The organism is Streptomyces sp. BBFR2 (genome assembly GCF_044497305.1).
GTDB lineage: Bacteria > Actinomycetota > Actinomycetes > Streptomycetales > Streptomycetaceae > Streptomyces.
Window position 1 is genome coordinate 4055923 of record NZ_CP172415.1, and the last position, 26244, is coordinate 4082166.

The 26244-nt window shown below is 72.9% G+C and carries 18 protein-coding genes; 9 read left to right on the forward strand and 9 right to left on the reverse strand.

Annotated features, from left to right (window positions below; translation table 11 throughout):
* The first annotated feature begins 130 nt into the window (after nucleotides 1-130).
* The 4 genes from ACGH2B_RS16380 (at nucleotide 131) to ACGH2B_RS16395 (ending at nucleotide 6410) form a co-directional block, all read left to right on the forward strand.
* Nucleotides 131-1708, forward strand: a complete 1578-nt coding sequence (locus ACGH2B_RS16380) for an APC family permease (RefSeq protein ID WP_399089462.1) — start codon at nucleotides 131-133, stop codon at nucleotides 1706-1708.
* A gap of 369 nt (nucleotides 1709-2077) precedes the next feature.
* On the forward strand, nucleotides 2078-2902 hold the full coding sequence (locus ACGH2B_RS16385) for a TIGR03619 family F420-dependent LLM class oxidoreductase (protein ID WP_399089465.1): 825 nt from the start codon (nucleotides 2078-2080) through the stop codon (nucleotides 2900-2902).
* 400 nt (nucleotides 2903-3302) lie between these two features.
* On the forward strand, nucleotides 3303-3704 hold the full coding sequence (locus ACGH2B_RS16390) for a VOC family protein (RefSeq protein ID WP_399089468.1): 402 nt from the start codon (nucleotides 3303-3305) through the stop codon (nucleotides 3702-3704).
* A 42-nt stretch (nucleotides 3705-3746) separates the two neighbouring features.
* Entirely contained in the window at nucleotides 3747-6410 is a 2664-nt protein-coding gene (locus ACGH2B_RS16395; RefSeq protein ID WP_399089471.1) for a bifunctional FO biosynthesis protein CofGH, read from the forward strand.
* Nucleotides 6411-6651: 241 nt separating this feature from the next.
* Here ACGH2B_RS16395 and ACGH2B_RS16400 read toward each other — a convergent pair whose 3' ends face one another.
* Entirely contained in the window at nucleotides 6652-6915 is a 264-nt protein-coding gene (locus ACGH2B_RS16400; protein ID WP_399089474.1) for a hypothetical protein, read from the reverse strand.
* Nucleotides 6916-7226: 311 nt separating this feature from the next.
* Here ACGH2B_RS16400 and ACGH2B_RS16405 point away from each other — a divergent pair, with 311 nt between their 5' ends.
* Entirely contained in the window at nucleotides 7227-8357 is a 1131-nt protein-coding gene (locus ACGH2B_RS16405) for an ADP-ribosylglycohydrolase family protein (RefSeq protein ID WP_399089477.1), read from the forward strand.
* Between the two features lie 136 nt (nucleotides 8358-8493).
* Here the strand turns inward: ACGH2B_RS16405 and ACGH2B_RS16410 are convergent, their stop codons facing one another.
* The 6 genes from ACGH2B_RS16410 to ACGH2B_RS16435 all read right to left on the reverse strand — a co-directional run bounded on the left by ACGH2B_RS16410 (nucleotide 8494) and on the right by ACGH2B_RS16435 (nucleotide 15384).
* Nucleotides 8494-10062 carry a sodium:solute symporter family protein gene (locus ACGH2B_RS16410; RefSeq protein ID WP_399089480.1) on the reverse strand — a complete coding sequence of 523 codons (1569 nt, stop codon included), beginning with the start codon at nucleotides 10060-10062 and terminating at the stop codon, nucleotides 8494-8496.
* A 387-nt stretch (nucleotides 10063-10449) separates the two neighbouring features.
* A complete protein-coding gene (locus tag ACGH2B_RS16415; RefSeq protein WP_399089483.1) occupies nucleotides 10450-11322 on the reverse strand; it encodes a DUF2690 domain-containing protein in 873 nt (290 codons plus the stop codon).
* A 232-nt stretch (nucleotides 11323-11554) separates the two neighbouring features.
* Nucleotides 11555-12778 (reverse strand): PLP-dependent aminotransferase family protein, encoded by a 1224-nt coding sequence (locus tag ACGH2B_RS16420; protein ID WP_399089486.1) that lies wholly within the window; start codon nucleotides 12776-12778, stop codon nucleotides 11555-11557.
* A gap of 197 nt (nucleotides 12779-12975) precedes the next feature.
* Nucleotides 12976-13176 (reverse strand): DUF397 domain-containing protein, encoded by a 201-nt coding sequence (locus ACGH2B_RS16425; RefSeq protein WP_399089489.1) that lies wholly within the window; start codon nucleotides 13174-13176, stop codon nucleotides 12976-12978.
* 265 nt (nucleotides 13177-13441) lie between these two features.
* Nucleotides 13442-14308 (reverse strand): helix-turn-helix domain-containing protein, encoded by an 867-nt coding sequence (locus tag ACGH2B_RS16430; RefSeq protein ID WP_399089492.1) that lies wholly within the window; start codon nucleotides 14306-14308, stop codon nucleotides 13442-13444.
* Between the two features lie 308 nt (nucleotides 14309-14616).
* Nucleotides 14617-15384, reverse strand: coding sequence for a GPP34 family phosphoprotein (locus tag ACGH2B_RS16435; protein WP_399089495.1), 768 nt, complete (start codon nucleotides 15382-15384; stop codon nucleotides 14617-14619).
* 257 nt (nucleotides 15385-15641) lie between these two features.
* Here ACGH2B_RS16435 and ACGH2B_RS16440 point away from each other — a divergent pair, with 257 nt between their 5' ends.
* Nucleotides 15642-18695: a D-alanyl-D-alanine carboxypeptidase gene (locus ACGH2B_RS16440; protein WP_399089498.1), complete on the forward strand. Its 3054-nt coding sequence runs from the start codon at nucleotides 15642-15644 to the stop codon at nucleotides 18693-18695.
* Between the two features lie 711 nt (nucleotides 18696-19406).
* Entirely contained in the window at nucleotides 19407-20933 is a 1527-nt protein-coding gene (locus tag ACGH2B_RS16445) for a hypothetical protein (RefSeq protein ID WP_399089501.1), read from the forward strand.
* 230 nt (nucleotides 20934-21163) lie between these two features.
* On the opposite strand, the gene ACGH2B_RS16450 is transcribed toward ACGH2B_RS16445, so the two are convergent.
* A complete protein-coding gene (locus tag ACGH2B_RS16450; protein ID WP_399089504.1) occupies nucleotides 21164-21481 on the reverse strand; it encodes a hypothetical protein in 318 nt (105 codons plus the stop codon).
* Nucleotides 21482-21865: 384 nt separating this feature from the next.
* Between ACGH2B_RS16450 and ACGH2B_RS16455 the strand changes: the two genes are divergently transcribed.
* Nucleotides 21866-22546, forward strand: a complete 681-nt coding sequence (locus ACGH2B_RS16455) for a hypothetical protein (protein ID WP_399089507.1) — start codon at nucleotides 21866-21868, stop codon at nucleotides 22544-22546.
* Nucleotides 22547-22688: 142 nt separating this feature from the next.
* Nucleotides 22689-24050, forward strand: a complete 1362-nt coding sequence (locus ACGH2B_RS16460) for a sensor histidine kinase (protein ID WP_399089510.1) — start codon at nucleotides 22689-22691, stop codon at nucleotides 24048-24050.
* Between the two features lie 98 nt (nucleotides 24051-24148).
* Here the strand turns inward: ACGH2B_RS16460 and recQ are convergent, their stop codons facing one another.
* Nucleotides 24149-26230 (reverse strand): DNA helicase RecQ, encoded by a 2082-nt coding sequence (recQ, locus tag ACGH2B_RS16465; protein ID WP_399089513.1) that lies wholly within the window; start codon nucleotides 26228-26230, stop codon nucleotides 24149-24151.
* Nucleotides 26231-26244 lie beyond the last annotated feature (14 nt).

Consider the following 26244-nt stretch of genomic DNA (forward strand, 5'->3'; position numbering starts at 1 on the left):
CGCGAGATTCGTCATGTCATTACGTGAGTGAAACGCGAGATGTGGGTTCGTAATGAAGGTTGCGCGAGGTGCCCGCTAAGCGGATTTCCGGCCTCCGGATGCGGAAACAGCAGCACTTAACGTCCTGTTCATGGTTCAGGTAGACCCCCGGCCCCAGACCGGAGACACGGTAACGAGCGTCGGCGCCACCGGTGGAGAAGCCCGCGACGGCACCCGCGGCAAGGGACTGAGCGGCAACTCCGTCGGCCTGCTGGGCAGCGCCGTCATCGGCGTCTCCACCGTCGCCCCCGTCTACTGCCTGACCTCCACCCTCGGCCCCACCGCCGGAGAGGTGGGCCTGCAGATGCCGGCCGTCTTCCTCGCCGGATTCCTGCCGATGCTGCTCGTCGCCTTCGCCTACCGCGAGCTGAACAAGGCCGTCCCCGACTGCGGCACCTCCTTCACCTGGTCCGTGAAGGCGTTCGGCCCCCGCGTCGGCTGGATGTGCGGCTGGGGCCTGGTGATCGCGACGATCATCGTCCTCTCCAACCTCGCCGGCGTCGCCACCTCCTTCTTCTACCTGCTGCTCGGCGAACTCACCGGCAGCCAGGCCCTCGCCGGCCTCGACGGCAACAAAGCCGCCCACATCCTCACCTGCCTCGCCTTCATCGCCGCCGCCACCGCCATCAGCTACCGCGGTATGACCGCCACCAAAGGCGTGCAGTACACCCTCGTCGGCCTCCAACTCGCCGTCCTCGCCGTCTTCGTCGTCATGGCCGTCGTCAAGGCACGCTCCGGCGACTTCGCCGGCTCCCTGCACTTCTCCTGGACCTGGCTCGACCCCTTCGCCGTCCGCTCCTTCTCCGCCTTCACCGCCGGGCTCTCCCTCTCGATCTTCATGTTCTGGGGCTGGGACGCCTGCCTCACCGTCAACGAGGAAACCGCCGGCAGTGCCAAGACCCCCGGCCGCGCCGCCCTCCTCGCGATGCTCGTCCTCATCGGCTCCTACCTGCTGACCGCCGTCGCCGCCCAGATGTACTCCGGCGTCGGCGACAAGGGCCCCGGACTCGGCAACCCCCACACCGCCGACAACGTCTTCGCCGCCCTCGCCGACCCCGTCATGGGCACCGTCCTCGGCATCCTGCTGTTCGTCGCCGTCCTCGCCTCGGCCGCCGCCAGCCTCCAGACCACGTTCATCCCCGTGGCCCGCACCGTCCTCGCCATGAGCGCGTACGAAGCGCTGCCGCCGTCCTTCGCCCGCATCCACCCGCGCTTCAGGTCACCGGGCCGCGCCACCGTCGCCGCGGGCATCGCCACCGGCGTCTTCTACGCCGTGATGAGCCTCCTCAGCGAGAACGTCCTCATCGACACCATCTACGCCCTCGGCCTCATGATCTGCTTCTACTACGCGATCACGGCCTTCGCCTGCGCCTGGTACTTCCGCCACGACCTGCGCACCTCCACCCGCGACCTGTTCTTCAAAGGCGTCTTCCCCGTCCTCGGCGGCATCCTGCTGACCGCCGTCTTCACCAAGACCCTCGTGGACATGTGGAACCCGGCCTACGGATCGGGCAGCTCGGTGTTCGGCGTCGGTTCGGTGTTCGTCATCGGAGTGGGACTGCTGGCACTCGGACTCGTGCTGATGCTGGTCATGCAGCGGCGCAGCCCGGGGTTCTTCCGGGGAGAAGTGCTCACCCGGGGGACGCCGGCGCTGGTGGTGGAGGAGTAGGAGGCGGGGCCGGGGCGGCGTCGTCGGCGCGGAGGAAGAAAGCGCTGCGGCACCGCCGGACCGGCCGCGGAGGCCCCGGGCGCCGGTGCCGCGGCCGCGAAGCGCACCGGACCGAGGGCAGGTGCCCCGTCCGCGCCCGTCGCCGCGGAGAGTTTGAGTACGTCGCGCCATTCCCGCCCCCTGATGCCGGTGTCCGTCGTCCGCGCAGGCCCGTCGCCGGGCCTGCGCACGGCGTCGCGGTCACGCTGTGTGTCGCCGTGTGAAAACTGTTCTACGCGGCTGTGACACGGCGGGAAAGGGCTGTGGATAACCCGCGGACGGTGAGGCACCATGCGCTGACCGACACGGTTCACACGGAGGTGCGCGCGGATGCGGATCGCGACCACGATCTTCCTTACCGACGAGACGATCCGGCCCGACCGCCTGGCCAGAGAGCTGGAGCAGCGCGGCTTCCACGGCCTCTACCTCCCCGAGCACACCCACATCCCGGCGGCCCGCGAGACCCCCGCGCCCATGGGAGGCCCGCTGCCCGACGAGTACGGGCGTTGCCTCGACCCGTTCGTCGCGCTCGGGCAGGCGGCCGCCGTCACCGAGGAACTGCGGCTGGGCACCGGCATCACGCTCGTCGCGCAGCACGACCCCATCGACCTGGCGAAGCGGATCGCCACCCTCGACTTCCTCTCCGGCGGCCGCTTCACCCTCGGTGTCGGCTTCGGCTGGAACGTCGAGGAGGCCGCCGACCACGGGGTGCGCTGGTCCACCCGCCGTGACCTGGTGCGCGACCGGATGGCCCTGATGCGCGCCCTGTGGGCGTCCGAACCCACCGCGTACGAGGGACGGTTCGGCTCGGTGCGCGCCTCGTACGCCCACCCCAAGCCGGTGGGCGGCGCGCCCCGGGTACTGCTGGGCGGCGCCGCCGGGCCCCGGTTCTTCTCGGACCTGACGGCCTACGCCGACGGCTGGCTGCCCATCGGCGGCCACGGTCTCGGCGAGGCGCTGCCCGCGCTGCGTACGGCGTGGGCGGCCGCCGGGCGCGCCGGTGCGCCCGCCGTGGTGCCGTTCGCGGTACGCCCCACGCCGGGCAAGCTGGCCCACTACCAGGACCTCGGCATCGACGAGGTGGTGCTGCAACTGCCACCCGCCGACGAGCCGGAGGTGCTCCGGACCCTCGACGATTACGCGCAGTACCTCTGAGGCGGACGGGCGGCGGCCCCGTGCCCCGGGGGCAGGAGAGTCCGGAGCCGGGGGAGATCCGGCCGCGCAGGTGCTCGACGACCTCCGCGCGGCCGGGGGCGGGGCCGTCGAGGACGCCGGGACGGTTTCCCGTAACGGTGTGCGGGGCGGCCGGCCCGGAATTCCGGCGCGCGGCGGGGCGTCCGCCGCCGCCCGTCCCCGGGGGCGGCCGAAGCCCTCCGGCCTAGGCCCGAAGCCCGATCCGTCCGCCCCTACGACCCCCGACCGTGGACCGATCCGCCGCCGCACGGCCGGGCGTACCGTCGAAGACACGGGGTGCTTCCGTACGGGGCGGGCACGACGGCCCTCCCGCGCGGGAGGCGGCCCCGCCCGGTAGTCCGCGGCTTCCTAGGAGTTGACCATGCCGCAGCTCGACCACACGATTGTCCACAGCACCGACCGTTTCGCCTCCGCCCGCTTCCTCGCGGAGCTGCTCGGCGCCCCCGAGCCCCGCGCGTACGGCCCGTTCGCCGCTCTCCCTCTCGACAACGGCGTCGTCCTCGACTTCGCGGAACACGTCGCACCCGACGGGGACTTCGCGCCCACGCACTACGCGTTCCTGGTGACGGAGGACGAGTTCGACGAGATCTTCACCCGGATAAAGGACAAAAACCTTCCCTATTGGGCCGATCCCCGGCATAAGAACCCGCAGAGCATCAATCACCACGACGGCGGCCGCGGCGTGTACATCGACGACCCCGACGGACACGCCCTGGAGTTCATAACGCGTAAGTACTCGGAAGCTCTGCTCACAGGTTTGTAGTGATCTTGTTCCGATGTCGGTGGGCACTCGTATGCTCGGAGGATGACTTCCAGCGCGCACGTACCTGACCAGGGATCACACCGAGCGGACGCGCCGTCGGCGGGCGGCGGGCCGGAGGTTTCCGGGCCGCCCGCCGCGAACGCCGTACGCCGCGCGTTGCGCCGGGCCCGCGACGGCGTCGCGCTGGACGCGGGCGAGGCGGCGGTCCTCCTCCAGCTCCGCGGCGACGACCTGAAGGACCTGTGCGCCAGCGCCGCCCGGGTTCGCGACGCGGGCCTGGAGGCCGTGGGGCGGCCGGGTGTCATCACCTACTCCCGCAAGGTGTTCATCCCCCTCACCCGGTTGTGCCGCGACAAGTGCCACTACTGCACCTTCGTCACCGTCCCCGGCAAGCTGCGCCGCGAGGGCCGGAGCATGTTCCTCTCGCCCGACGAGGTGCTGGACATCGCGCGCCGTGGCGCCGAAATGGGCTGCAAGGAAGCGCTGTTCACGCTGGGCGACCGCCCCGAGGACCGCTGGCCCGAGGCCCGCGAATGGCTCGACGCCCATGGCTACGACGACACTCTCGCCTACGTACGCGCCATGGCGATCCGCGTCCTGGAGGAGACGGGCCTGCTGCCGCACCTCAACCCCGGGGTGCTGTCGTGGACGGACCTCGCACGGCTCAAGCCCGTCGCGCCGTCCATGGGCATGATGCTGGAGACCACCGCGACGCGCCTGTGGAGCGAGCCCGGCGGCCCCCACCACGGCTCGCCCGACAAGGACCCCGCCGTACGGCTGCGTGTCCTGGAAGACGCCGGGCGCTCCAACGTCCCCTTCACCACCGGCATCCTCATCGGCATCGGCGAGACCTACGAGGAGCGCGCCGACTCGATCTTCCAGCTACGCAAGACGGCCCGGGCCTACCACGGCATCCAGGAAGTCATCGTGCAGAACTTCCGCGCCAAGCCGGACACCGCGATGCGCGGTATGCCTGACGCGGAGCTGGAGGAGCTGGCCGCCGCCATCGCCGTCACCCGCCTGCTGCTCGGCCCGTCGGCCCGTATCCAGGCGCCGCCGAACCTGGTGGACGCGGAGTACGCCCTGCTCATCGGCGCGGGCATCGACGACTGGGGCGGGGTCTCCCCGCTGACTCCGGACCACGTCAACCCCGAGCGCCCCTGGCCGCACATCGACGAGCTGGCCGAGAAGACCTCCGCCGCCGGCTTCACGCTCCGCGAACGCCTCACCATCTACCCCGAGTTCCTCCAGCGCGGCGAACCCTGGCTCGACCCGCGCCTCCTGCCGCACGTCCGCGCGCTGGCCGACCCGGAGACCGGCCTCGCCGACGAGGACGCCCCCGTCGTGGGCCGCCCCTGGCAGGAGCCCGACGAGGGCTTCTCGCTCGCCCCCTCCGGCCGTACCGACCTGCACCGCACCATCGACACCGAAGGCCGCACCGGCGACCGCCGCGACGACTTCGACAACGTCTACGGTGACTGGGAGGCGCTGCGCGAGGCCGCCGCCCCCGGGATGGCGCCCTCCCGCATCGACGCCGACGTCCGCGAGGCCCTGAAGCAGGCGGCCGACGACCCGACGAAGCTCACCGACCCGCAGGCCCTGGCCCTGCTGCACGCCGACGGCCCGGCCCTCGACGCCCTCTGCGAGATCGCCGACGAGTTGCGCCGCGACACCGTCGGCGACGACGTCACGTACATCGTCACCAGGAACATCAACTTCACCAACGTCTGCTACACCGGCTGCCGGTTCTGCGCCTTCGCGCAGCGCCGCACCGACGCCGACGCCTACACCCTCTCCCTGGAGCAGGTCGCCGACCGCGCCCAGCAGGCGTGGGACGTCGGCGCGGTCGAGGTGTGCATGCAGGGCGGCATCCACCCCGACCTGCCCGGCACCGCGTACTTCGACATCGCGCGCGCCGTCAAGGAACGCGTCCCCGGGATGCACGTCCACGCCTTCTCGCCCATGGAGGTCGTCAACGGCGCGACGCGCACCGGCCTGTCCATCCGGGACTGGCTCGCCGAGGCCAAGGCCGCCGGCCTCGACACCATCCCCGGGACCGCGGCGGAGATCCTCGACGACGAGGTCCGCTGGGTCCTCACCAAGGGCAAGCTGCCCACCGCCACCTGGGTCGAGGTCATCAAGACCGCCCATGAGCTGGGCATCCGCTCGTCCTCGACGATGATGTACGGCCATGTCGACCAGCCGCGGCACTGGCTGGGCCATCTGCGGCTGCTCGCCGACATCCAGAAGTCGGCGCTGGACAAGGGTGTCGAGGGCTTCACGGAGTTCGTCACCCTGCCGTTCATCCACACCAACGCCCCGGTGTACCTCGCGGGCATCTCCCGCCCCGGCCCGACCACCCGCGACAACCGCGCGGTCACGGCCATGGCGCGGCTGCTGCTCCACCCGTACATCACCAACATCCAGACCAGTTGGGTCAAGCTCGGCACGGAGGGCGCCGCCGAGATGCTCCGCTCCGGCGCCAACGACCTGGGCGGCACCCTCATGGAGGAGACCATCTCCCGGATGGCGGGCTCCAGTTACGGCTCCTACCGCTCCATCCAGGACCTGCTGGCCATCGCCGACGCCGCGGGCCGCCCGGCCCGCGCCCGCAACACGACGTACGGCCCGGTCCCCGAGGAGCGGCAGCGCGCCGCACACGCCTCCGACGGCCACCTGCCGGAGCTGCTGCCGGTCCTCGACTGAGAGACGGACGGCGGTACGGGGCGCCCGGCACACGGCACGCGGGCGCCCCTCGGCCTGTCCGGGATGGCCCCGGGCACCCGGGGCCGGGCGCGGGCATGCGGGCGCCCCGGGCCGGGCGCACGCAGCCGGGCCCCGTGCGCCCTCCCGGCTCCGGGCCCCCGGGCCGGGCGGCACACGCGCGCAGCCGGGCCCCGCGCGCCCCCGGCCCCGGGCCCCCCGGAGCACCGCCCGGCCGCGACTCCTAGGGCGGCGCGCCCCCGTCGTACTCCGCCTCGTGCTGGAGGATGCACTGCTGCCACTGCGACAGGGCCTCCGCGCGGTCGCCGCCGGCGTCCTGGGCGGCGGTGATCAGCGCATCGGCCGCCATGGCCGCCAGCCGGACCGCGACATGGCAGACGTCGCGCTGCGGGAGCGGCCGGAGGAGTTCCACCGCGCCGTCGCTGTCACCGGAGAGCGCGGTGGCGACGACGGCCATCGTGGTGCGGTCCCACTCGTACTCGGACATGCCGGGAGCATGCCCACCCCGGCCCGCCGCCACCTTCGAACTCCCGCCTGAACCCGGCCCACGGCCCGCCCGGCCCCCGGGGCCCGCCGCCACCCGCGCGTCCTCCCGGTGCGCCGGTCCGCCGCGGCCGTCCGGTACGGAGGTCTCGGGCGGACACCCACCGATCGGGAGCGGACCGATCAAAAGCCGCCCTATGTACGTCTTGTGGCATTCCGTTCCCGTCCCGAACCGATCAATCCCGGTCGATTACAGTGCTGCGCCAGAGGGTCCGTACGGGTCCGACGGGCGTTGTGGGGCTTCGGGAGGGCACAGTGAACGCAGCGGCAGGCACCACCGGCACCACCGCCATCTGGGGCCGTGCCGAACAGCAGGACTTCCGCAGCCGGGTCCGCGGCTGCCTGCTCGGCGGCGCGATCGGCGACGCACTCGGCGCGGGCATCGAGTTCGACTCCCTGGACGCCATCCGCGAGGCCCACGGCCAGGAGGGCGTCACCGACTTCGTCCCCGCCTTCGGGCGGCGCGGCGCCGTCACCGACGACACCCAGATGACGCTGTTCACCGTCGACGGCCTGATCCGCGCCCAGGTCCGCCGCGACACCGGCGCCTGGCACCCGCCCACCGACGTGCACCGCGCCTACCTGCGCTGGGCCGCCACCCAGCGCGACTGGGGGCCCGACGAGCGCAAGGAGGACGACGGCTGGCTCGCCCGCGAGGAGTGGCTCTACTCCCGCCGCGCCCCGGGCCGCGCCTGCCTCACCGGACTCGGCGACACCACCATGGGCACCCTGGAGAAGCCGAAGAACCCCGACTCCAAGGGGTGCGGCGCCGTGATGCGCTCCGCGCCGTTCGGTCTGCTCGTCGGCTGGGAGCCGCAGCTCGTCTTCCAGCTCGCCGTCGAATGCGCCGCCCAGACCCACGGCCACCCCACCGGCTACCTCGCGGCCGGCGCCTTCGCCGTCATCAGCCACTCCCTGGCCCGCGGCGACGACCTCGACAGCGCCGTTCAGAAGGCCCTCGCCCACCTCGCCACCCGCCCCGGCCACGAGGAGACCACCGAAGCCCTCAAGCGCGCGCTCGGCGCCGTACGGCAGGGCATGCCGACGCCCGCCCGCGTCGAATCGCTCGGCGAGGGCTGGACGGCCGAGGAGGCGCTCTCCATCGGCGTCTACTGCGCACTGGTCGCCGAGGACGTCCGCCACGGCCTGCTGCTCGCCGTCAACCACGGCGGCGACAGCGACTCCACCGGCGCCATCTGCGGCAACATCCTCGGCACCCTGCACGGCGAGACGGCGCTGCCGCCCGTCTGGCTGGTCGAACTGGAAGGCCGCGACACCATCCTCCAACTCGCCGACGACTTCGCCCTGGAGATGACCCAGGGCCCGGCCCTGCACGGCCCCGCCGGCTCCGCCCCGGGCTGGCTGGCCCGCTACCCGCGCGCCTGACGGGCCCGCGGCTCCCGGGGGAGAGCCACCCGCGCCGGGGCGGAGGTACGCCCCCCCCGCCCCGGCATCCGCCCAGCTCAGGCCCCGCCCCGGGCGTACCCGGATCCGACCCCGACCCGGCGCGCACCCGGCCGCCTCACGCCTTCCCCGCGCGCCCCGCGGCCCCGTCCGCCCGCTGTCCGGGGAGCCGCCGGGCCGGACCGAAGCCGTCCGCGCCGTCCCCGTCCCCGTTGATCCGCTCCAGGACCGCGTCCCGCTCCGGGGTGTCCTCCGGCCTGACCAGGCCGATCAGCAGGAACAGCACCAGCGAGGTGGCCACCGGCGCCACGATCTGGATCTGAAGCTGCACCCCGTCGATCCCGTAGTTCGTCAACCAGAACGCGAACAGACCCGCCGCCCACGACACCAGCGCCGCCGTGGGTCCGGAGCGCCGGCACCACCGCACCATGCCCAGCAGGAACGGGATCGAGATCGGCCCGACCAGACCGGCCACCCACTTGATGACCACGGTGATGATGTCCTTGAACGCCGGCGAGTTGACCTGCGTCGCGATCGCCATCGACAGCGCCAGGAACGCCACCGTCGACAGCCGCGCCGCCAGCAGCCCCGCCCGGTGCGACCAGCCCCGCACCCGCTCCCCGACCTTCGGCAGCGCCGGGGCGATGTCCCGGGTGAAGACCGCCGAGATGGCGTTCGCGTCCGACGAGCACATCGCCATCGTGTGGGAGAAGAACCCGACCACGACAAGCCCCAGCAGCCCGTGCGGCAGCAGCCGTTCGGTCAGCAGCGCGTACGCGTCCGACGCGTCCGGCTTCTGCGCCCGCACCAGCAGCGGCGCCATCCACATCGGGAAGAACAACACCGCCGGCCACACCAGCCACAGCGCTGCCGACAGCCGCGCCGACCGCACCGCCTCCCGCGCACTGCGCGTCGCCATGTAGCGCTGCGCCTGGTTCCACATCCCGCCGCTGTACTCGAAGGTCTTGATGAAGAGGTACGCCAGCAGGAACGTCAGCGTGTACGGCCCCGCGGTCGGCGCGGTGTGCCCCGCCGGCAGCCGGTCCCACGCCGTCCACAGCGCGCTGACACCCCCGAGCTGCGCCAGGACCGTCACCAGCATCGCCACCCCGGCGAGTAACTGGATGACGAACTGCCCCAGTTCGGTCAGCGCGTCCGCCCACAGCCCGCCGACCGTGCAGTAGATCCCGGTGACCACACCGGTGATGAGGATGCCCTGGTTCAGCGACATGCCCGTGAACACCGACAGCAGCGTCGCGATCGCCGCCCACTTGGCGCCCACATCCACGATCTTCAGCAACACCCCCGACCAGGCCAGCGCCTGCTGTGTCGGCAGGTTGTAGCGGCTCTTGAGGTACTCCAGCGGCGACGCGACGTGCAGCCGCGACCGCAGCCGGTTCAGCCGCGGCGCGAACAGCCGCGCCCCGATGGCGATCCCCATCGCGATCGGGAACGACCAGGTGACGTACGAGGTGATGCCGTACTGGTACGAGATGCCCGCGTACCCGGTGAACATCACCGCGCTGTAGCCGGACATGTGGTGCGAGATGCCGGACAGCCACCACGGCATCCGGCCGCCCGCGGTGAAGAAGTCGCCGACATCGTCGACGCGCCGGTGCGACCACACGCCGATCGCGACCATCACACCGAAATAGCCGATGAGCACGGCCCAGTCGAGACTGTTCATGCCCCCTCCAGGGGTCCGCCGGGTGAACGTGGACCACTTCGCCGTGGCGTTCCGTCGGGGCGGTTCCCCGTACGGGAGCGGGGACTTGGGGATTGAACCGTTCGCCGCGCGGACCGGTCAAGGCCCCACAGATCATGGATATGAACAACGGTCATCACGGCGAACGATTTTGCCCGCTCTTGACCGGCTGAGGCGTTGTCCCCCGTCCACCGCCGCCCGCACGATGTGCGGACACTTCGCCGGGCTCCGCGGGCCCGATCAGCACGGCCCCACCGTCCCGCCCCGGCGGCACGGCACCCGGCCGCACGGGAGCGGGATCCCGCGCGGCACCCCACCGACCGCCGGGAGGACGCGCAGCCACGAAACCCCCGGCGGACGGCCCGCGGCTCACTCCCAGTCCGACCGCTCCGTGCCCTCGAAGCAGTAGGGGACCCATGTCCCGACCCGGTGTGTACTGGTCGACGGCACCGCGCACAGCCGCACATGGAACGTCCGGCCCACCGAAGCCATATCGGTGAACTTGTCATGGTTGAAGTCGATGACCGCGCTCCGGGACGAGCCACCCCGCACCCGGATCGTCACCATGTCCCCGGGCTCGCCGTTGACGATCCGGCCCCACACCGCGCCGCAGGTCGCGCTGTAGCGCAGATGGAGCCGTACGGGATTGCCCACCCGCGGCTCCCAGGTGACGGCGTCCGCGGAACACTGCCCGGCCGGACTCTTCCCGTCGCAGCCCGCCCCGGGACACTTCGGCGGCGGCTCCTCGAACGCCTTCCGTACCGCCTCCACCGCGAGCGGCACCAACGCCCCCGCGACCGCCGCGGCCACCGCCACCACCAACGTGTGCCGCGCATGCGCCCGCAGCCGCCGCCCGAGCGCGCGGATCCGCCCGCCCGCTTCCGGAGGGGGCGCGCCACCGGCTGCCGCACCGCCCCCGGAGGCGGCCGTACCGCCGTCCGGTCGGCCCTCGGCGGCGCCGTCGGGCCGGGCCGATCCGGCCTCGGGCGGGCCGGTCGCAGGAGCCGCCCCGGTCGACGCCTCGGTGACCGGCGGCTCAACGGCGTGCGGCCCGGCGGCGGACCTGACGTCACCGGGACGGTCCGGGGCGGGCGGGCCGCCGGACGGCCCGGCTCCGGGCGCACGCGCGGCAGCGGGCCCGCCGCCCGGCGAACCGGCCGCGGGCGGATCGACGGCGTGGGGAACATCGCCCGGCTCCCCGCCGCCGGGCCGTTCCGCGGGATCGATCGGGTGGGTGCTCATCCGGCCTCCTGAGAGGTCCCTGGCCTGCCCCGATTCTCCGTCGCCCGGGGCCCCGCCGGAAGCGCATTGTCGGCCCGTCCCCGGGGCGCACGGAAGGGCGCAAGGTCTCAACAGGCTTACAGACAAAGGGAGATGAGCCTCACGCGACCCCGTATGCGCCTCCGCGGCGCCCGCCCCTTCTCCCGTGCCCCGTGCCCCGTGCCCGGGCGACGCACCGCCGCACCCGCCCGGGTCAGCCCGCCGGACGGGCGCCGCGCAGCGCCGTACCCAGCCGCACCAGCCCCTCGCCGATCTCCTCCGGCGGATGCGTCACGAACGAGAGCCGCATCGCCGCCGTATCGGGCGTCCCCGCGAAGAACGGCGCCCCCGGGACGTACGCCACGTCATGCCGCACCACCTCGCGCAGCAACGCCGCCGCGTCGTACCCCTCGGGCAGCGTCGCCCAGACGAACATGCCGCCCGCCGGACGGTTCCACCGCGAGCCCTCGGGCAGCGCGTCACCCAACCCGCCGAGCAGCGCGTCCCGCCGCGCGCGGTACGCCTCGCGCACCCGCGCCAGATGCGCGTCCAGGTCCGCCACCGTCAGATAGTGCGCGGCGGCCGCCTGATCGACGGTCGAGGAGTGCAGGTCGGCGGCCTGCTTCGCGATCACACAGGCCCGCCGCAGCCCGGCCGGGGCCCGCAGCCACCCCAGCCGCAGCCCCGGCGCCATCACCTTCGAGAACGACCCCAGCAGCGCCGTACGGTCCTCCGCCCCCGGGAACGACGCGATCCACGGCACCGGCTCCCCCTCGAACCGCAGCTCCCCGTACGGATCGTCCTCGGCGATCCACAGCCCCCGCCGCGCCGCGACCGACGCCACGGCCGCCCGCCGCCGCGCCGACAGCGTCCGGCCCGTCGGATTCTGGAACGTCGGCACCAGATAGAGCAGCTTGGGCCCCACCCGCGCGGCGATCTCGTCCAGCGCCTCCGGGAGCAGCCCCCCGTCATCCGTCGGCACCGGCACCACCCGCACCCCCGCCAGCGCGAAGATCTGCAACGCCGCGAGATAGCACGGGTCCTCGACGAGCACCACGTCCCCGGGCTCCAGCAACGCCGTCGCCAGCAGCGTCAGCCCCTGCTGCGACCCGGTGGTCACGATCAGATCGTCCGCGGTGGTCGCCAGCCCCCGCGCGGTGGCCCGGTCCGCGACGACGGCGCGCAGCCGCGGATCGCCGACGGTCGGCGAGTACTGCAACGCCCGCCGCGGCTCCTCGGCCAGCACGTGCCGGAACGCGTCGGCGATCCCCGCCGCGTCGAACAGCTCCGGTGCGGGCAGCCCGCCCGCGAACGAGATCACCTCGGGGCGCGCGGTCAGCGCCAGGATGTCGCGCACCGGGGAACTCCCCGCCCGCGCCGTCCGGGCGGCGGGCTCCGGCGCCGGAACGGTGGACGGTATCCGGTCCTGCTCCGTCATGACGGCTCCACTCCACTCGGGTACGGGCCGCCTCGCGCCCGGGCGGCCGGTCGCCGGAGCTTAAGCCGCCCACCCGGACCGGTACAGAGGGCCGATACCGGCCCCGGACAGGGAAGAGCCCCCTCGGCCAGGACAGGGGAATCCGGTCGAGAGGGCTCGGCACCGCGCGAGGGACGCGCGGCGGAACGGCGGGCCGGTCAGGCCAGGTCGAAGGCGCCACCGGCGACGTCCGACACGAAAGTGCTCCAGGCGGAGTTGTCGAAGGTGAGGCGCGGGCCCTCGGGGTCCTTGGAGTCGCGCACCGCAATGGCCGCGGCGGTCGGCACGGCGATTTCGACGCACGCGCCGCTGGCGGAGTACGACGACTTCGTCCAGGAGAACGCGGAATTGGGCTGCATGACCTTGTTCACTGTTCGCTCCGGCTACTGTGAGTTGCTGCGGATTAGGCAGAGCTGACGCTACGCGCCAACATCCCTTGCAGCGGGAGCAGTTCACCCTTCCGAATGGCGTGTTTCTTGATCCCTTTTCAAGCCGCCGACCACCGGTGTACCTTGCCGAACCCTCCGCCGGAGGGCCGGCCCATACCCCTTCCCACCGGCGCATACCGGCCCTCCGGCCGTCCCGCTCCGCCTCCGGCCGAACCGGAATTCCCCGACGGTGAGTTCAGCTCACCGCATCCGCGTGCCGCTTCGCCGCGGCCGCGATGAATTCCCGGCTCTGATCGGCATTCAACGCCTGTGCCCGAAGATGTTCGTACATGATCGTGTACTTGTTGACGTCGTTCGTCTTCTCCAGATACAGATCGCTCGTGACGCCCTCGATGTAGACCACGCTCGAATCGGAAGTGGCATCGAATTCGAGAATGGAGAACGTGCCCGACATTCCGGCGTGCGCACCCGTGTCGTACGGCAGCACCTGCACCGTCACATGTGGCAGGGCGCTCATCTCGACCAGATGCTCCAACTGCTCGCGCATCACGTCGTGACCGCCGACCACCCGCCGCAGCGCACCCTCGTCGAGCACCACCCACAGCCGCAGCGGACTCTCGGGATCCTCCACCCGCTCCTGGCGCCGCAGCCGCACCTGGATCCGCTTCTCCAACTGCTCGGGCGGCAGCTCCGGCAGCACCCCGGGGATCACCGCGCGGGCGTACCGCGGTGTCTGCAGCAGACCGGGCACCACCAGCGACTCGTAGACCCGCAGCGAGGCGGCTTCGGTCTCCAGCCCGATGTAGACGCTGTACGGGATGTCGCCGAACGCGTGCCACCAGCCCTGCTGCCGGGAGTCCTTCGCCATCTGCATCAGCGATTCCACCACCCGGCGGTCTTCCACCTCGTACACGCCGCACAGATCGCGGACGTCGCGCTGGCTGATGCTGCGGCGGCCGTTCTCCAGCCTGCTGATCTTCGACTGCGAGACCAGCAGCCGCTCGGCCACCTCCTCCGCCGTCATGCCCTTGAGCTCACGGAGCCGGCGCAGCTCCTGGCCCAACCGGCGCCGTCTGACGGTGGGGTTGACATGGGACGCCACGGGACGCGCACCTCCGGGGTCGTACTGCCGTTGTTCCGTGCCAGCAGAGTGCCACCCCGGATGGACGCCGCGCAGTCAAACGCCTACAGAAGGCGAGCACGGCAAGGCGCGGGGCGGCGAACCGGCCGTCGTCCGGAACGGCCGGCCCGCCACCCCGCGCCACTTGCGGCTCCCGAACGGGCTCGTGGGGACGGTTCTGCAACGGGACGGCACCCCGCCCGGCGTACGGGACGCCGGGGTGGGGTGCCGTCCGGGAGCATCACCGGAGCGCGCGGACGGCGCATGCACCGCCCCGCGCGCCCCTGGGATCAGCGCGCGCCGGCCCGGGCCATGCTGCCGTGCCCGTGCCGTGACGGGGCCGGGACTCCGGACGCGGTCACCGCGCCCCGACCGGCCGGCTGGCGCGCCGGGCCGTGGCCCGAGCCCGCCGTGGACGCCCGCCGCGGCTGCGCCGCGACGCCGTTCTGAACGTCCATGACCGCGTGTGCGACCAGGCCGCCCATGGGGTCGTGCCGGATCAGATCCCGGAGACGGGAGCGTGATGAACGCCCTTCGTTCCCCGGGTAGAGGTGCTTGCCGAGACCGACCGCATGGGCCAGCGCGGCGAGCGCCGCGGTCCGCGGGTCCGGCGGTACGCCGGTGCGGATCGCGGTGTCGAGCCGGGCCCTGATCTCCCGGCTGATGGCCGTCTCCGTCGCCTGGTAGCGCGTCGTCGGCAGCACCCCGCACATCTGTCCCTCCACGGCATGGACCATGCCGCAGCGTTCGAGATGTGAGAGATACGTCTGGCGCAGCCCCAGCCGGGGCCCGCCGATCCAGTGGACCGCGCGCACCGGACTGCCGCGTCGGCGCAGCAGTTCGAGCGCGGAGTCCAGCGTCGGATCTCCGGTCGGCCGTGGCATCACCACGGCGATACGATCCCCGTCCGGGGCTATCCGTCCTGCCAGAGCCAGCTCCACTAGCTGGGCCCCGGCCAGGCCGAGGTCGAGCGACTGCGGCTGTGCTGTGGTGCCCGTTGCCGGGTCCAAAGCCAGCAGCAGAAGCTCCTCCGGAATTGTTCTGCGGCTCCTGCCCATCCATGCCTCCCCGCGTGGATGCATGACAGGGTGACCCCTCTCACATTCATCTGTCGAGAGTGCGTGGGGGGTTCGGCAGGGAACCTGTAGGTATGTCGTTCTCGTCTAGCACGGCGACGGCGTCCTCCGCGAGATACGGCGGGACGGGGCGGCAGGGGTCGGCGGAGTGCGCGCCGCGCGGACACAGGACACTTGGGAACACTGGCCGGACACTTGGAAACACTGGCCAGACAGTGCGACGTACGAAGGAGACATCGGTGGCGGGCGAGTCCCCCGACAAGTCGGACAAGAAGCAGGCGTCGGGGAAGGCGCAGGGTGTGAGCGACCCGCGCCTCGCCGTCCTCCGGGGGGAGCCGGCGGAGACGACCGCGGAGGCCGAGAACGCCGCACGCGGGGCCGCCGAGGCCGCTGGGGCATCCGGGGACGCGGGGGCTCCGGAGAAGCCGGAGACGGCGACGGACGGGGCTTCTGGGGCCGATGGGGCGTCCAGGGACACCGAGTCCGCCGAGTCCGCTGGTGCGGACGGGGCCGCCGATGACGCCGACGGCCCGGACGGCGCGACGGGCGACCGGCTGCGGGCCGCCGTCGCCGCCTGGGTCGCGGGCAAGGACGACGAGACGGAGAGCCCGGACGCCACCGCCGCCGATGCCGTCGGCGGCGCCGGTACGGATGGTGACGCCACCGCTGCCGCCGATGGCGGGAGTGCAAAGAAGCCTGCAAAGGCCGCGGGGGACATAAGCGCCGCGGCCGGGGGCGTGAAGGAGTCGGCCGCCGGGGCGGAGACGGCGGCCGGTGCGGACGCCGGGACCGGGTCCGGCGCGCGGTCCGGGGCCGACGGTGCCGGGGCGGGCAGCGGTGACGCCGCCGGTGCCGGTGACGCCGACGACGCGGGGGCCGAAGGCGACGGGCCGGCCGGTGAAGCGAAGGCCGTGGGCGACGCCACCGAGGACAAGGGCGGCGAAGCTCGCCCGAAGGGCGGGGAAGCGAAGGCCGCGGACCGGACGGTGTCCGGTGCGGAAGGCTCGGACGCCAAGGGCGGCACGGCCTCCGGCGCCGGTGCCGCGGGCGGTGGCGCCTCCGCCGCTGCGGGCGAGGGCACCCCCGACGAGGACGATGACGTGGACCGGCCGACGGCCGTTTTCACGGCCAAGGGCAAGAAGTCCGGCGCGGCCGAAGAGCCCGTCGACAACGCCACCCGCGTCTTCACCATCGCGAAGTCAGAGGGCAAGCGGAAGCCGGAGAAGAAGGCGGAGCCCGAGGGCGAGGCAGCGCCCGGCGCCCAGGGGGAATCCGCCGCGGACCCGAAGGGCACGGCCGGAGCCGACGCCGAGGGCGAGACCGGCGGGAAGAGCGCGGCGTACGGCGACAGCAAGGCCGGAGCCGACGCCGAGGACAAGGCCGACGGCAAGGGCATGGCTGACGCCAAGGACAAGACCGACGCTGAGGGCAAGGCTGACGCCGCGAGCAAGGTCGACGGCAAGGGCGGGGCCGGGAGCGGGAAGAAGGGCGCTGACCTGGTCGATCCGCCCACCACCGCCTTCCGGCTCGCCCCGCCGGACGGCGCCGAGTCGTCCAAGGGCGCGAAGGACGCGAAGGGCGCCGACGGTAAGACCTCCGGCACCGAGGGAGCCGAGCTCGGTTCCGAGGGCGAAAAGGAGCAGGGCGAAAAGAAGCAGGGCGACAAGGAACAGAAGGGCGCCAAGGCCGACCCCAGGAGTGCGGGTAAGGCCGGGGGCGGGGAGCGGGACGCCGAGCGGACCAGCCAGTTCGTCGCGTTGAAGTCGGACGACACCGGTGCCGCCGGGCGTTCCCTCGGCAAGACGGCGGCCAAGTCGGGCGAGAAGGACGCCGGGGCGACGGCCGTCCCGGGCGCGGCGAGCCGGCCCGCGGCCGATGGGCCCGGAACGGAGAAGTCCGGCGGGAGCAAGCCCGATGCGGCGGCCGTCGCGGGTGCCGGAGCCGCCGCCGGACCGGGGCCGGGCGCGCTGCCCGAGGCCGAGCGGACGCGGCAGGAGCCGCTGCCGCCCCTCGACCTGCTCGCGCAGCTCACCAACACCCCGCCGCCGCCGGAGACCACGTTCCGTACCGTCGTCCGCCGGTTCAAGATCTGGACGCCGCTGGTGATCCTGCTGGCGATCATCTTCGTGGTCGTCCAGTCGGTGCGCCCGCTGCCGGATCCGGCGCTGGCCCTCGGGGACTCGACCGCGTTCACCTTCAAGGGCGGCCGGCTCTCCATGCCGTGGCCCGGCCAGGGGCAGTCCGCGGCGGAGGTCGTCGGTGTCGGCAGCCTCGGCACGTCCGGGCCGCAGAAGCCGGTGCCGACGGCGAGTGTCGCCAAGGTCATGACCGCCTACGTCATCCTGCGCGACCACCCGCTGAAGAAGGGTGAGAAGGGCGAGTCGATCACCATCGACGCCAAGGCGGCGGCCGACTCGAAGAACAAGGACGAGTCGCGGGTGCCGTTGCAGGAGGGGCAGAAGTTCAGCGAGGTGCAGATGCTCCAGATGCTGATGATCCCCTCCGGTAACAACGCCGCCCGGCAACTGGCCCGTTGGGACTCCGGGAGCGAGGAGGCGTTCGTGAAGAAGATGAACGCCGCCGCCGGCAAGCTCGGCATGACGAAGACGACGTACACCGACCCCAGCGGTCTGGCGAAGACGACGGTGAGCACCGCCGTCGACCAGCTCAAGCTCGCCGGTGAGGTGATGAAGAACGACGCCTTCCGCGCCGTCGTCGCCACCGAGAACGTCCAGATCGACGGGCTGCCCGAGCGGCTGTTCAACAACAACAGCCTGCTCACGACGATGCCGTACGTGGTCCGCGGCATCAAAACCGGCTCCAGCACACCCGCGGGCGGCGCCTTCATGTGGGCCGCGTACCGCACCGTCGGCGGCAAGGACCAACTGCTGCTCGGCGTCACGATGGATCAGCGCACCAGCAGCAGCGACCCCAACGCCCACCTGAAGCTGGCGCTCGACAACAGCGCGAAGATCATCACGGCGGCGCGGGAGGCGCTGGTCGCCGACACCGTCGTCAAGAAGGGGCAGGTCGTCGGCTACGTCGATGACGGTCTCGGCGGTGAGACGCCCGTCGTCGCCACCAAGGACCTCCCCGCGGTGGGCTGGCCCGGCATGAAGGCGACCTTCACCATCGACGGCGGCGGCAAGACCGTCCCGCACGAGGCCAAGGCCGGCACGGAGGTCGGTGTCCTGACCGTCGGCAGCGGCGACAGCACCCAGCGGGTACCGGTCGCCCTCGCCGAGGACCTGACCGAACCCACCTTCGGCGCCAAGCTGACCCGCATCGGCTGAGCCCGGCCCCGTACGGGGTGGATACGTCGGCTCCCGTCCCGTACGGGAGCCTGCGCCCGTCCCGTACGGGGGGCCGCGCCCATCCCGTACGGCCGACGCCCGTTCCCGGAGTGGGCGTCGGCTTCATCTCTTACGGGGGCCGACTCCGTCCCTTACCGGGCCGACTCCGTCCCTTACGGGGCCGACTCCGTCCCTTACGGGGTCGGCTGGGTCCCTCTTACGGGCCGGGGCCGTACCCGTAGGGGCCGCCCCGGCTCCCGTAGGAGCACGTCCGTGACCCGTACGGGGCGCCCCGGAGCGCACAGCCGCCCGCCACCGCGCCCCAGCCGGAGCAGCCCCGGACCTGCGGGTTCGCCCGCAGACGGGGAGCCGGGGCCGCGCGGAAGCCTCGGGGGCCGTACGTCCGCTTCCCCTACGGGGCGGGCGCCGGGCCCGTAAGGTGCCGGAGCCGCCCGCCGGGGGAGCGAAGCCGTCCCGCAGTCCGGGGGAACGGCCCGTAAGGGGTGAGGCGCAGAGCCCTGCGCAGGGGCGAGCATGGGAGCGCCCCTCTCCGGGCGGGCACCTCGGCAGGCACGGGCGGCCGGTGCCCCGCCGGACCGCCCGCACCGAACGCGACCGGAGCCCGCCATCGACGCCACCCGAACCGAACCGGCACCCGAAGCCCCGGCCACCGCACCCCCTGAGCCGCCCGCCCGGTGGCCGTGGCGCGCGGTGACACCGGTACCTGCCGCGCTGATGTGCGCACTCGGCGTCTGGGGACTGCGCCGCGACGGCGCCATGTGGCGCGACGAGATCGTCACGTACGACATGGCGCACCGCGCCCCCGCCGCGCTCTGGGCCACCCTCCACCACATCGACGTGGTGCACGGCCTCTACTACGCGCTGATGCACCTCTGGTTCACCGCCTACGAAGCGGTCCTGGGGCCCGGCGGGCTCCTCGGCCCGGCGTTCGGCGGCGCCGTCGGACGGACCCTCGGCGAGGATGTCATCGCCCTGCGCCTGCCGTCCCTCGCCGCCATGATCGCGGCCACCGCCGGCGTCGCCCTCCTCGGCGACCTCCTCGTCGGACGCCGCACCGGCCGCTGGGCCGGCATCGCGTTCGCGCTGCTCCCGCCCGTACAGCAGTACGCGCAGGAAGGCCGCTCGTACGCGCTGGTCTGCGCCCTCGTCGTCTGGTCCTGCCACCCGCTCGTACGGATCGCGGTCCGCACCCGGCAGGAGCCCGGCCGCTCGTGCCGCGCGCTGTGGGCCGGTTACACGGCCCTGACGCTGACGGCGTGTCTGCTGCACGAGTTCGCCGTCCTGGTGCTGCCGGTGCACGGCACCGCGCTCGTCCTCGGCCGGCTCCCGCGCCGCACCCTGCGCACCTGGGCCCTGACCGCCGCCGGGGTCCTCGCCGGACTCGCCCCGCTCGCCCTCTACAGCACCCGCCAGTCCGGCCAGCTCAGTTGGCTGGTCTGGCCCGACCCGCTGCAACTGCTCACCTTCGCGGTCCTCGCCGCCACCGGCATCGCCTGCTCCCGCGCCCGTATCCGCTCCCGCGGCCCCATCGGCCTGCGCGCCCTCGGCCTCCCCCTGCTCCTGCTCCCCACCCTCCTGCTCTTCCTGCTCTCCTCCGCCGAACCGGCCTACGTGGACCGCTACGTCCTCTCCTACACGGCGGGTTTCGCGCTGCTCGCCGGCGCCGCGCTGGCCCGGCTGCTGCGCCCGGCGGGGGAGGAGGGCCAAAGCGGCGCCCGGCTGCGGCGGCGGGCGCTCGCGCTGGCACTCGTCGTCGTGGGGTTGCTGCCCGTGGATGTCCGGCTGCGGATGCCCGTCAGCCGGGTCGACGACGCTACGGCCGTGGCCCGCGCCGTCCGCGCGCTCGCCGGGCCCGGCGACGGTCTGCTCTTCCTCCCGGCCCGCCGTCGCGTCTGGGTCGCCGCCCACCCCGACACCTACCGTGACCTGCGCGATCTCGCCCTGCGCCGCGATCCGGCCGCCTCCGGCACCCTCTACGGCACCGAACGTTCCGGCGACGCCGTCAGCGACCGGATGCTCACCACGCCCACCGGCCGCATCGTGGTCGTGGGCGACGGCCCCGGCGGACCGGACGACCCCAACGACCAGGAGATCGCCAAACGTACGACGCTCCGCGACGCCTTCACCCTCTGCCGCAGCCGCACGGTCCACGGCGGGTGGGTCGCGCTGTACGCACGGACGGGGCCGGAGTGCGGGGCGCAGGGGGAGAGGCGGTAGGGAGCCGGGGTGGTGGGGGTTGCTGAGCTGCCGGCCTGCGGACCTAATGGCCTGCTGGCCCCGTTGACCTGCCAGTTCGGCTGGGGTGGCTCGTTGGTTCGTCGGCCTGCCGGTGGGGCTGTCGGCGCGGGGGACCGGCCGGGTGTGGGGCGGCCGGTTCGCCGGCCGGTGCGATCGGCCCGTCAGCCCGTCAGCCCGTCAGCCCGTCGGTCCGTCAGCCCGTCAGCCCGTCAGCCCGTCACGCGGCTGCGGCGGTTGGCCGTGGCGCTCAGGGCGGAGTCCTGGCGGCGTCGGCGCATCGCCAGGCCGACCATGCCGAACGCCATCAGCGCGCCGACCCCGGCGACGAGGAGCGCGGTCGGCAGATGGCCCACCTTCTCCGCCAGCCCGGCCAGACCGTCGTCCGGCAGCATGATCGACGTACGGTCGCCGGCGACCGGCCCGGTCATATCGGCGGCGACGGCCGCACCGGCGGGCAGCAGCAGCGCGATGAGCGCACCGGATGCGACGGCAACGGTGCGGATCACAGAGCGACGCTGGTCGGACATCGGGCACTCCTCGGCAGGGACGGTTCGGGCGGACACGGTCGGGTCGGTGCGACGCACACGGCCGTGCGCTCTGATGGGAAAGCGCCCGAGGCCGGTCCCGGATACGGATCTCCACCGTTCACATGACCGTCTCCGGGCCCGGCCCCGGACCGATTCCGCGTCCCTACGCTACGGAGCTTGTTTCACGGGAAACCGTACGTCGTGTAACAGTCACCGCGATCTCTGCGTACGGTCCCGTCACGGAAGGCCCATCTGAACTCTCCCTCGCACGCCACCTTGGATATTTTTACGAGGTATGTACCGATTCTTATGCGGTCATGCCGGAGTCGGCGGGGCCCGTGCTCCTGCCCGGTGGTGCCCGCCGATCAGGTAAGGCGGTGACCGATGCGGCAACGGGCCAGGGCGTCGCTCGCCGCGCTGCTCCCGCTCACCCTCCTGGCGGGGTGCGCCGGGTTCGAAGGGTTGCAGAGCGACGGGCGGGCCAGAGAGGTGAAGGCGCCGTTCGCGCTGTGGGCCGACCGCTCGCCCGCACCGCCGAGCCGGAGCGACAACCCCGTGGCGCTCAAGCCCGTACCGCGCATTCCGCACATCCCGAGCGGCAGCATGGCCGACGCCGACCCGCGCGCCGTCCTCGACGCCGACCTGGCAGCCGACGGACAGAAACCACCGGCACCGGGCTCCGTACGCACCCCGGTGCTCCACGACCTCACCGACGACGGCAAACCCGAACTGATCATGGCCGTCGACCGCGACGAGCGCACCAGTGACCTGCGCGTCTACAGCGTCCGGCACGGGACCGTCACCCGCGTGCTGGCCCTGCGCGGCGTCCTCGCCGGCGTCGAACTGGCCGCGGGGCACCTCGTCGTCCGCGAACCCACCAAGGATCCGCGCTACGTCAGCGTCACCGACTACCTGTGGGACAAGGACCGGATGACGCTCTGGGACCTCACCCTCGACGACGCCCGCAAACCCCAACCGGCCCGCAGCGGTACGCCCGGACCGGTGCCGCCCGAACCGGCCGAGTCGCCCGCCGCCGCGCCGCTCCTCCGCGAGGAGCGGCGATGAGTACGGGTGGAGGCGGGCGATGAGGCGGCGCGGGCGGCGGCGCGGCTCTTCCGGGGGGCCTCCCCCCTCCCCCTCCCCCTCCCCCTCCACCCCTCCCCGCCCCGCCCCCTTCCGCCGTGCCGCCTCGCAGGGTGTGCGGGGCGTGCGCGGCGTGCCGGTGCGGCTTGTCGCGTTGGTGCGTCGTGCGGTGCGCCGTGCGGCGGTCTCCTTGCGGTGGAAGATCGCGTTGACGGTGACCGCGGTGTGCTGTGCGGTCGCGGCGGTGCTCGGTGTGCTGGTGCACAACGCGGTGGCTCGTCAGACCGTCGGTCAGGTGCGTAAGGAGACGCGCGCCGACCTCGACATCGCCTTGGACCTCTTCGAGTACGGCACGTCCGGTGAAGGCATCAACTCCGTTCTGGATCCGCCGCAACTACCGGAGCCGCTGAGGAAGTTGGCGCGCAGTGGTCAGCAGGGCAGCATGGTGGGGACGTATCGGGGGCGGCCCGTCATGTGGGCGGCGGCGCCCGCGGGGGATCAGGTCATGGCGGTGTGGTCGCCGTACGGCAACACCAGCCGCTCCCTGGAGAAGTTCGACACGGCCATTCTGGGCTCGGCGGTGCTGGCGGCGGTGGCGGTGGCGCTCGCCGGGTTGTTCCTCGCGCACCGGATCAGCCGCCGGTTGACCAGGACCGCGGCGGTCGCCCGGCGGATCACCGCGGGTGATCTGGACGCCCGGGTCGGCACGGCGCCAGGTGACGCGGCCGGCGAGGGAGGCGGTTCCGGTGGGGGAGGGGCCGGGCGCGGTGACGAGGTGGCGGCCGTCGCCGCGGCGCTGGATTCGGTGGCCGGTTCGCTGCAGAGCCGGCTCCAGGCCGAGCAGCGGTTCACCGCCGATGTCGCGCATGAGCTGCGGACGCCGCTGACGGGCATCCTGGCCTCGGCCGCGCTTCTCCCGGAGGGCCGCCCCAAGGAAATGATCAACGACCGGCTGCGGGCCCTGCACCGGCTCACCGAGGATCTGCTGGAGATCTCCCGTCTCGACTCGGGCGCCGAGCACGCCGACCTCGACTCCTACGATCTGGGCACCCTCGTCGAGCGCAGTGTGCACGCCACCGGGCTCGACACGGAGGTGCGGATCGTCTCCTCCGGTGTCGTCGAGACGGACCGGCGGCGGCTGGACCGCATCCTCGTCAATCTCGTCCTCAACGCGCACCGGCACGGCCGTCCGCCCGTCCAGGTCACCGTCGACGCGGCCCCCGGCGGTGTGCCGGGCGGGGCGCCGCGGATCGAGGTACGCGATCACGGCCCGGGCTACCCCGAGGATCTGCTGCACCACGGACCGCGGCGGTTCCGTACCGACGCGCCGGGGCGGGGCCGGGGGCACGGTCTGGGGCTGACCATCGCCGTCGGCCAGGCCGCGGTCCTCGGCATCGATATCCGCTTCTCCCACGCGCCCGGCGGCGGCGCCCGTACGGTGCTGCGCCTCCCCCCGCCTTCCCCCGTTCATGAACACGCCTCCTGAGCTGCGGTTTTCCCCGTTTTCGGCGGGCGGGCCGGATGCGGCGGCCGGGCCGCCGTGGTTCCCGGTCGCCGGGCCCCGGCGGCCCCGGCGACCGTCTGTCACCAGTCGATGTCCTCCGGCGGCTCCGGCGCGTCCCAGTCCTCCGGCGGAGGCTCGGGCAGGTCCGCGGGGTGTGCCGGGCCGCCGGAGCGGCCGCCGAGGGCGCTCGCGTTCCGGGCGGCGATGGCCGCGCGCGTCGCGGCTCCGGCGGGCTGTCCGGTGTCTGCGGCGCCGGAGGACGGCCCGGCGTCCGGGGTGCCGCCCGTGCCGTCGCCGCCCGCGAGGACCTCAAGGATCTGGGTGCCGTACTTCGCCAGCTTGTTCTCGCCGACGCCGTTGACCGTGCCCAGCTCGGCGGTGGTGGCGGGGCGGGCGATGGCGATCTCCCGCAGCGTCGCGTCGTGGAAGATCACGTACGCCGGGACGCCCTGCTCCTTCGCGGTGCTGCCACGCCAGGCGCGGAGCGCCTCGAAGACCGGGAGTGCCGCCTCCGGCAGATCGACGGGGGCCCGCTTGCCCTTCGACGTCTTCGCCTTCGCCGCGCGCGCCGCCTTCTCCGGCTCCCGCCGCATCGGCACCTCGCGTCCGCCGCGCAGCACCTCGCCGCTCGCCTCGGTCAGCACCAGCGTGCCGTAGTCCCCCTCGACGGCGAGCAGGCCCTGCGCCAGCAACTGGCGGACCACACCGCGCCATTCGACGTCGCGCAGGTCGGTGCCGATGCCGAAGACGCTCAGCGCGTCGTGGTCGAACTGGACGACCTTCGCGGTCTTGCGGCCCAGCAGGATGTCGATGATCTGGCCCGCGCCGAACTTCTGGCCGCGCTCCCGCTTCAGCCGCACGATCGTCGACAGCAGCTTCTGCGCCGGGACGGTGGCGTCCCAGGTCTGCGGCGGTGCCAGGCAGGTGTCGCAGTTGCCGCACGCGGTGCTCTCCTGGCCGAAGTAGGCCAGCAGCCGCACCCGGCGGCACTGCACCGTCTCGCACAGCGCGAGCATCGCGTCCAGATGCGCCGACAGTCGCCGCCGGTGCGCGTCGTCGCCCTCCGAACCGTCGATCATCTTCCGCTGCTGGACCACGTCCTGGAGTCCGTACGCCAGCCACGCCGTGGACGGCTGGCCGTCGCGCCCGGCACGGCCCGTCTCCTGGTAGTAGCCCTCCACGGATTTCGGCAGGTCGAGGTGGGCGACGAACCGTACGTCGGGCTTGTCGATGCCCATGCCGAACGCGATGGTGGCGACGACGACCAGGCCGTCCTCCCGCAGGAACCGTGACTGGTGCGCGGCGCGGGTCCGGGCGTCCAGCCCGGCGTGGTACGGCACCGCGGCGACGCCGTTGTCCGTCAGGAACTGGGCGGTCTTCTCCACCGAGGCGCGGGAGAGGCAGTAGACGATGCCGGCGTCCCCGGCGTGCTCGGTGCGCAGCAGCTCCAGAAGCTGGCGCTTCGGCTCGTTCTTCGGCGCGATGCGGTACTGGATGTTGGGCCGGTCGAAGCTGGCGACGAAGTGGCGGGCGCGGTCCATCCGCAGCCGGGAGGTGATCTCCTTGTGGGTCGCCTCGGTGGCCGTCGCGGTCAGCGCGATGCGGGGGACCTCGGGCCACCGCTCGTGCAGCATCGACAGGGCGAGGTAGTCGGGCCGGAAGTCGTGGCCCCACTGGGCGACGCAGTGCGCCTCGTCGATCGCGAAGAGGGAGATCTTGCCCCGGTCGAGCAGGCTGAGTGTCTGCTCGACGCGCAGCCGCTCGGGCGCGAGGTACAGCAGATCCAGCTCCCCGGCCAGGAACTCCGCCTCGACCAGCCGCCGCTCCTCGACGTCCTGTGTGGAGTTGAGGAATCCGGCGCGGACGCCCAGCGCCCGCAACGCGTCGACCTGGTCCTGCATCAGCGCGATCAGCGGGGAGATCACGATGCCGACGCCCGGCCGCACCAGCGACGGGATCTGGTAGCACAGCGACTTGCCGCCGCCCGTCGGCATCAGCACGACGGCGTCCCCGCCGCCGATCACATGCTCGATGATCTCCTGCTGACTGCCGCGGAACGCGTCGTAACCGAACACCCGGCGCAGGACCTGCACCGCCTCGCCCGCATCCGGCTCGTCCGCCATCTCGCTGCCTGCGCTTTCTGCCACGTCGACCTCACCCATGCATGAAGCGTACG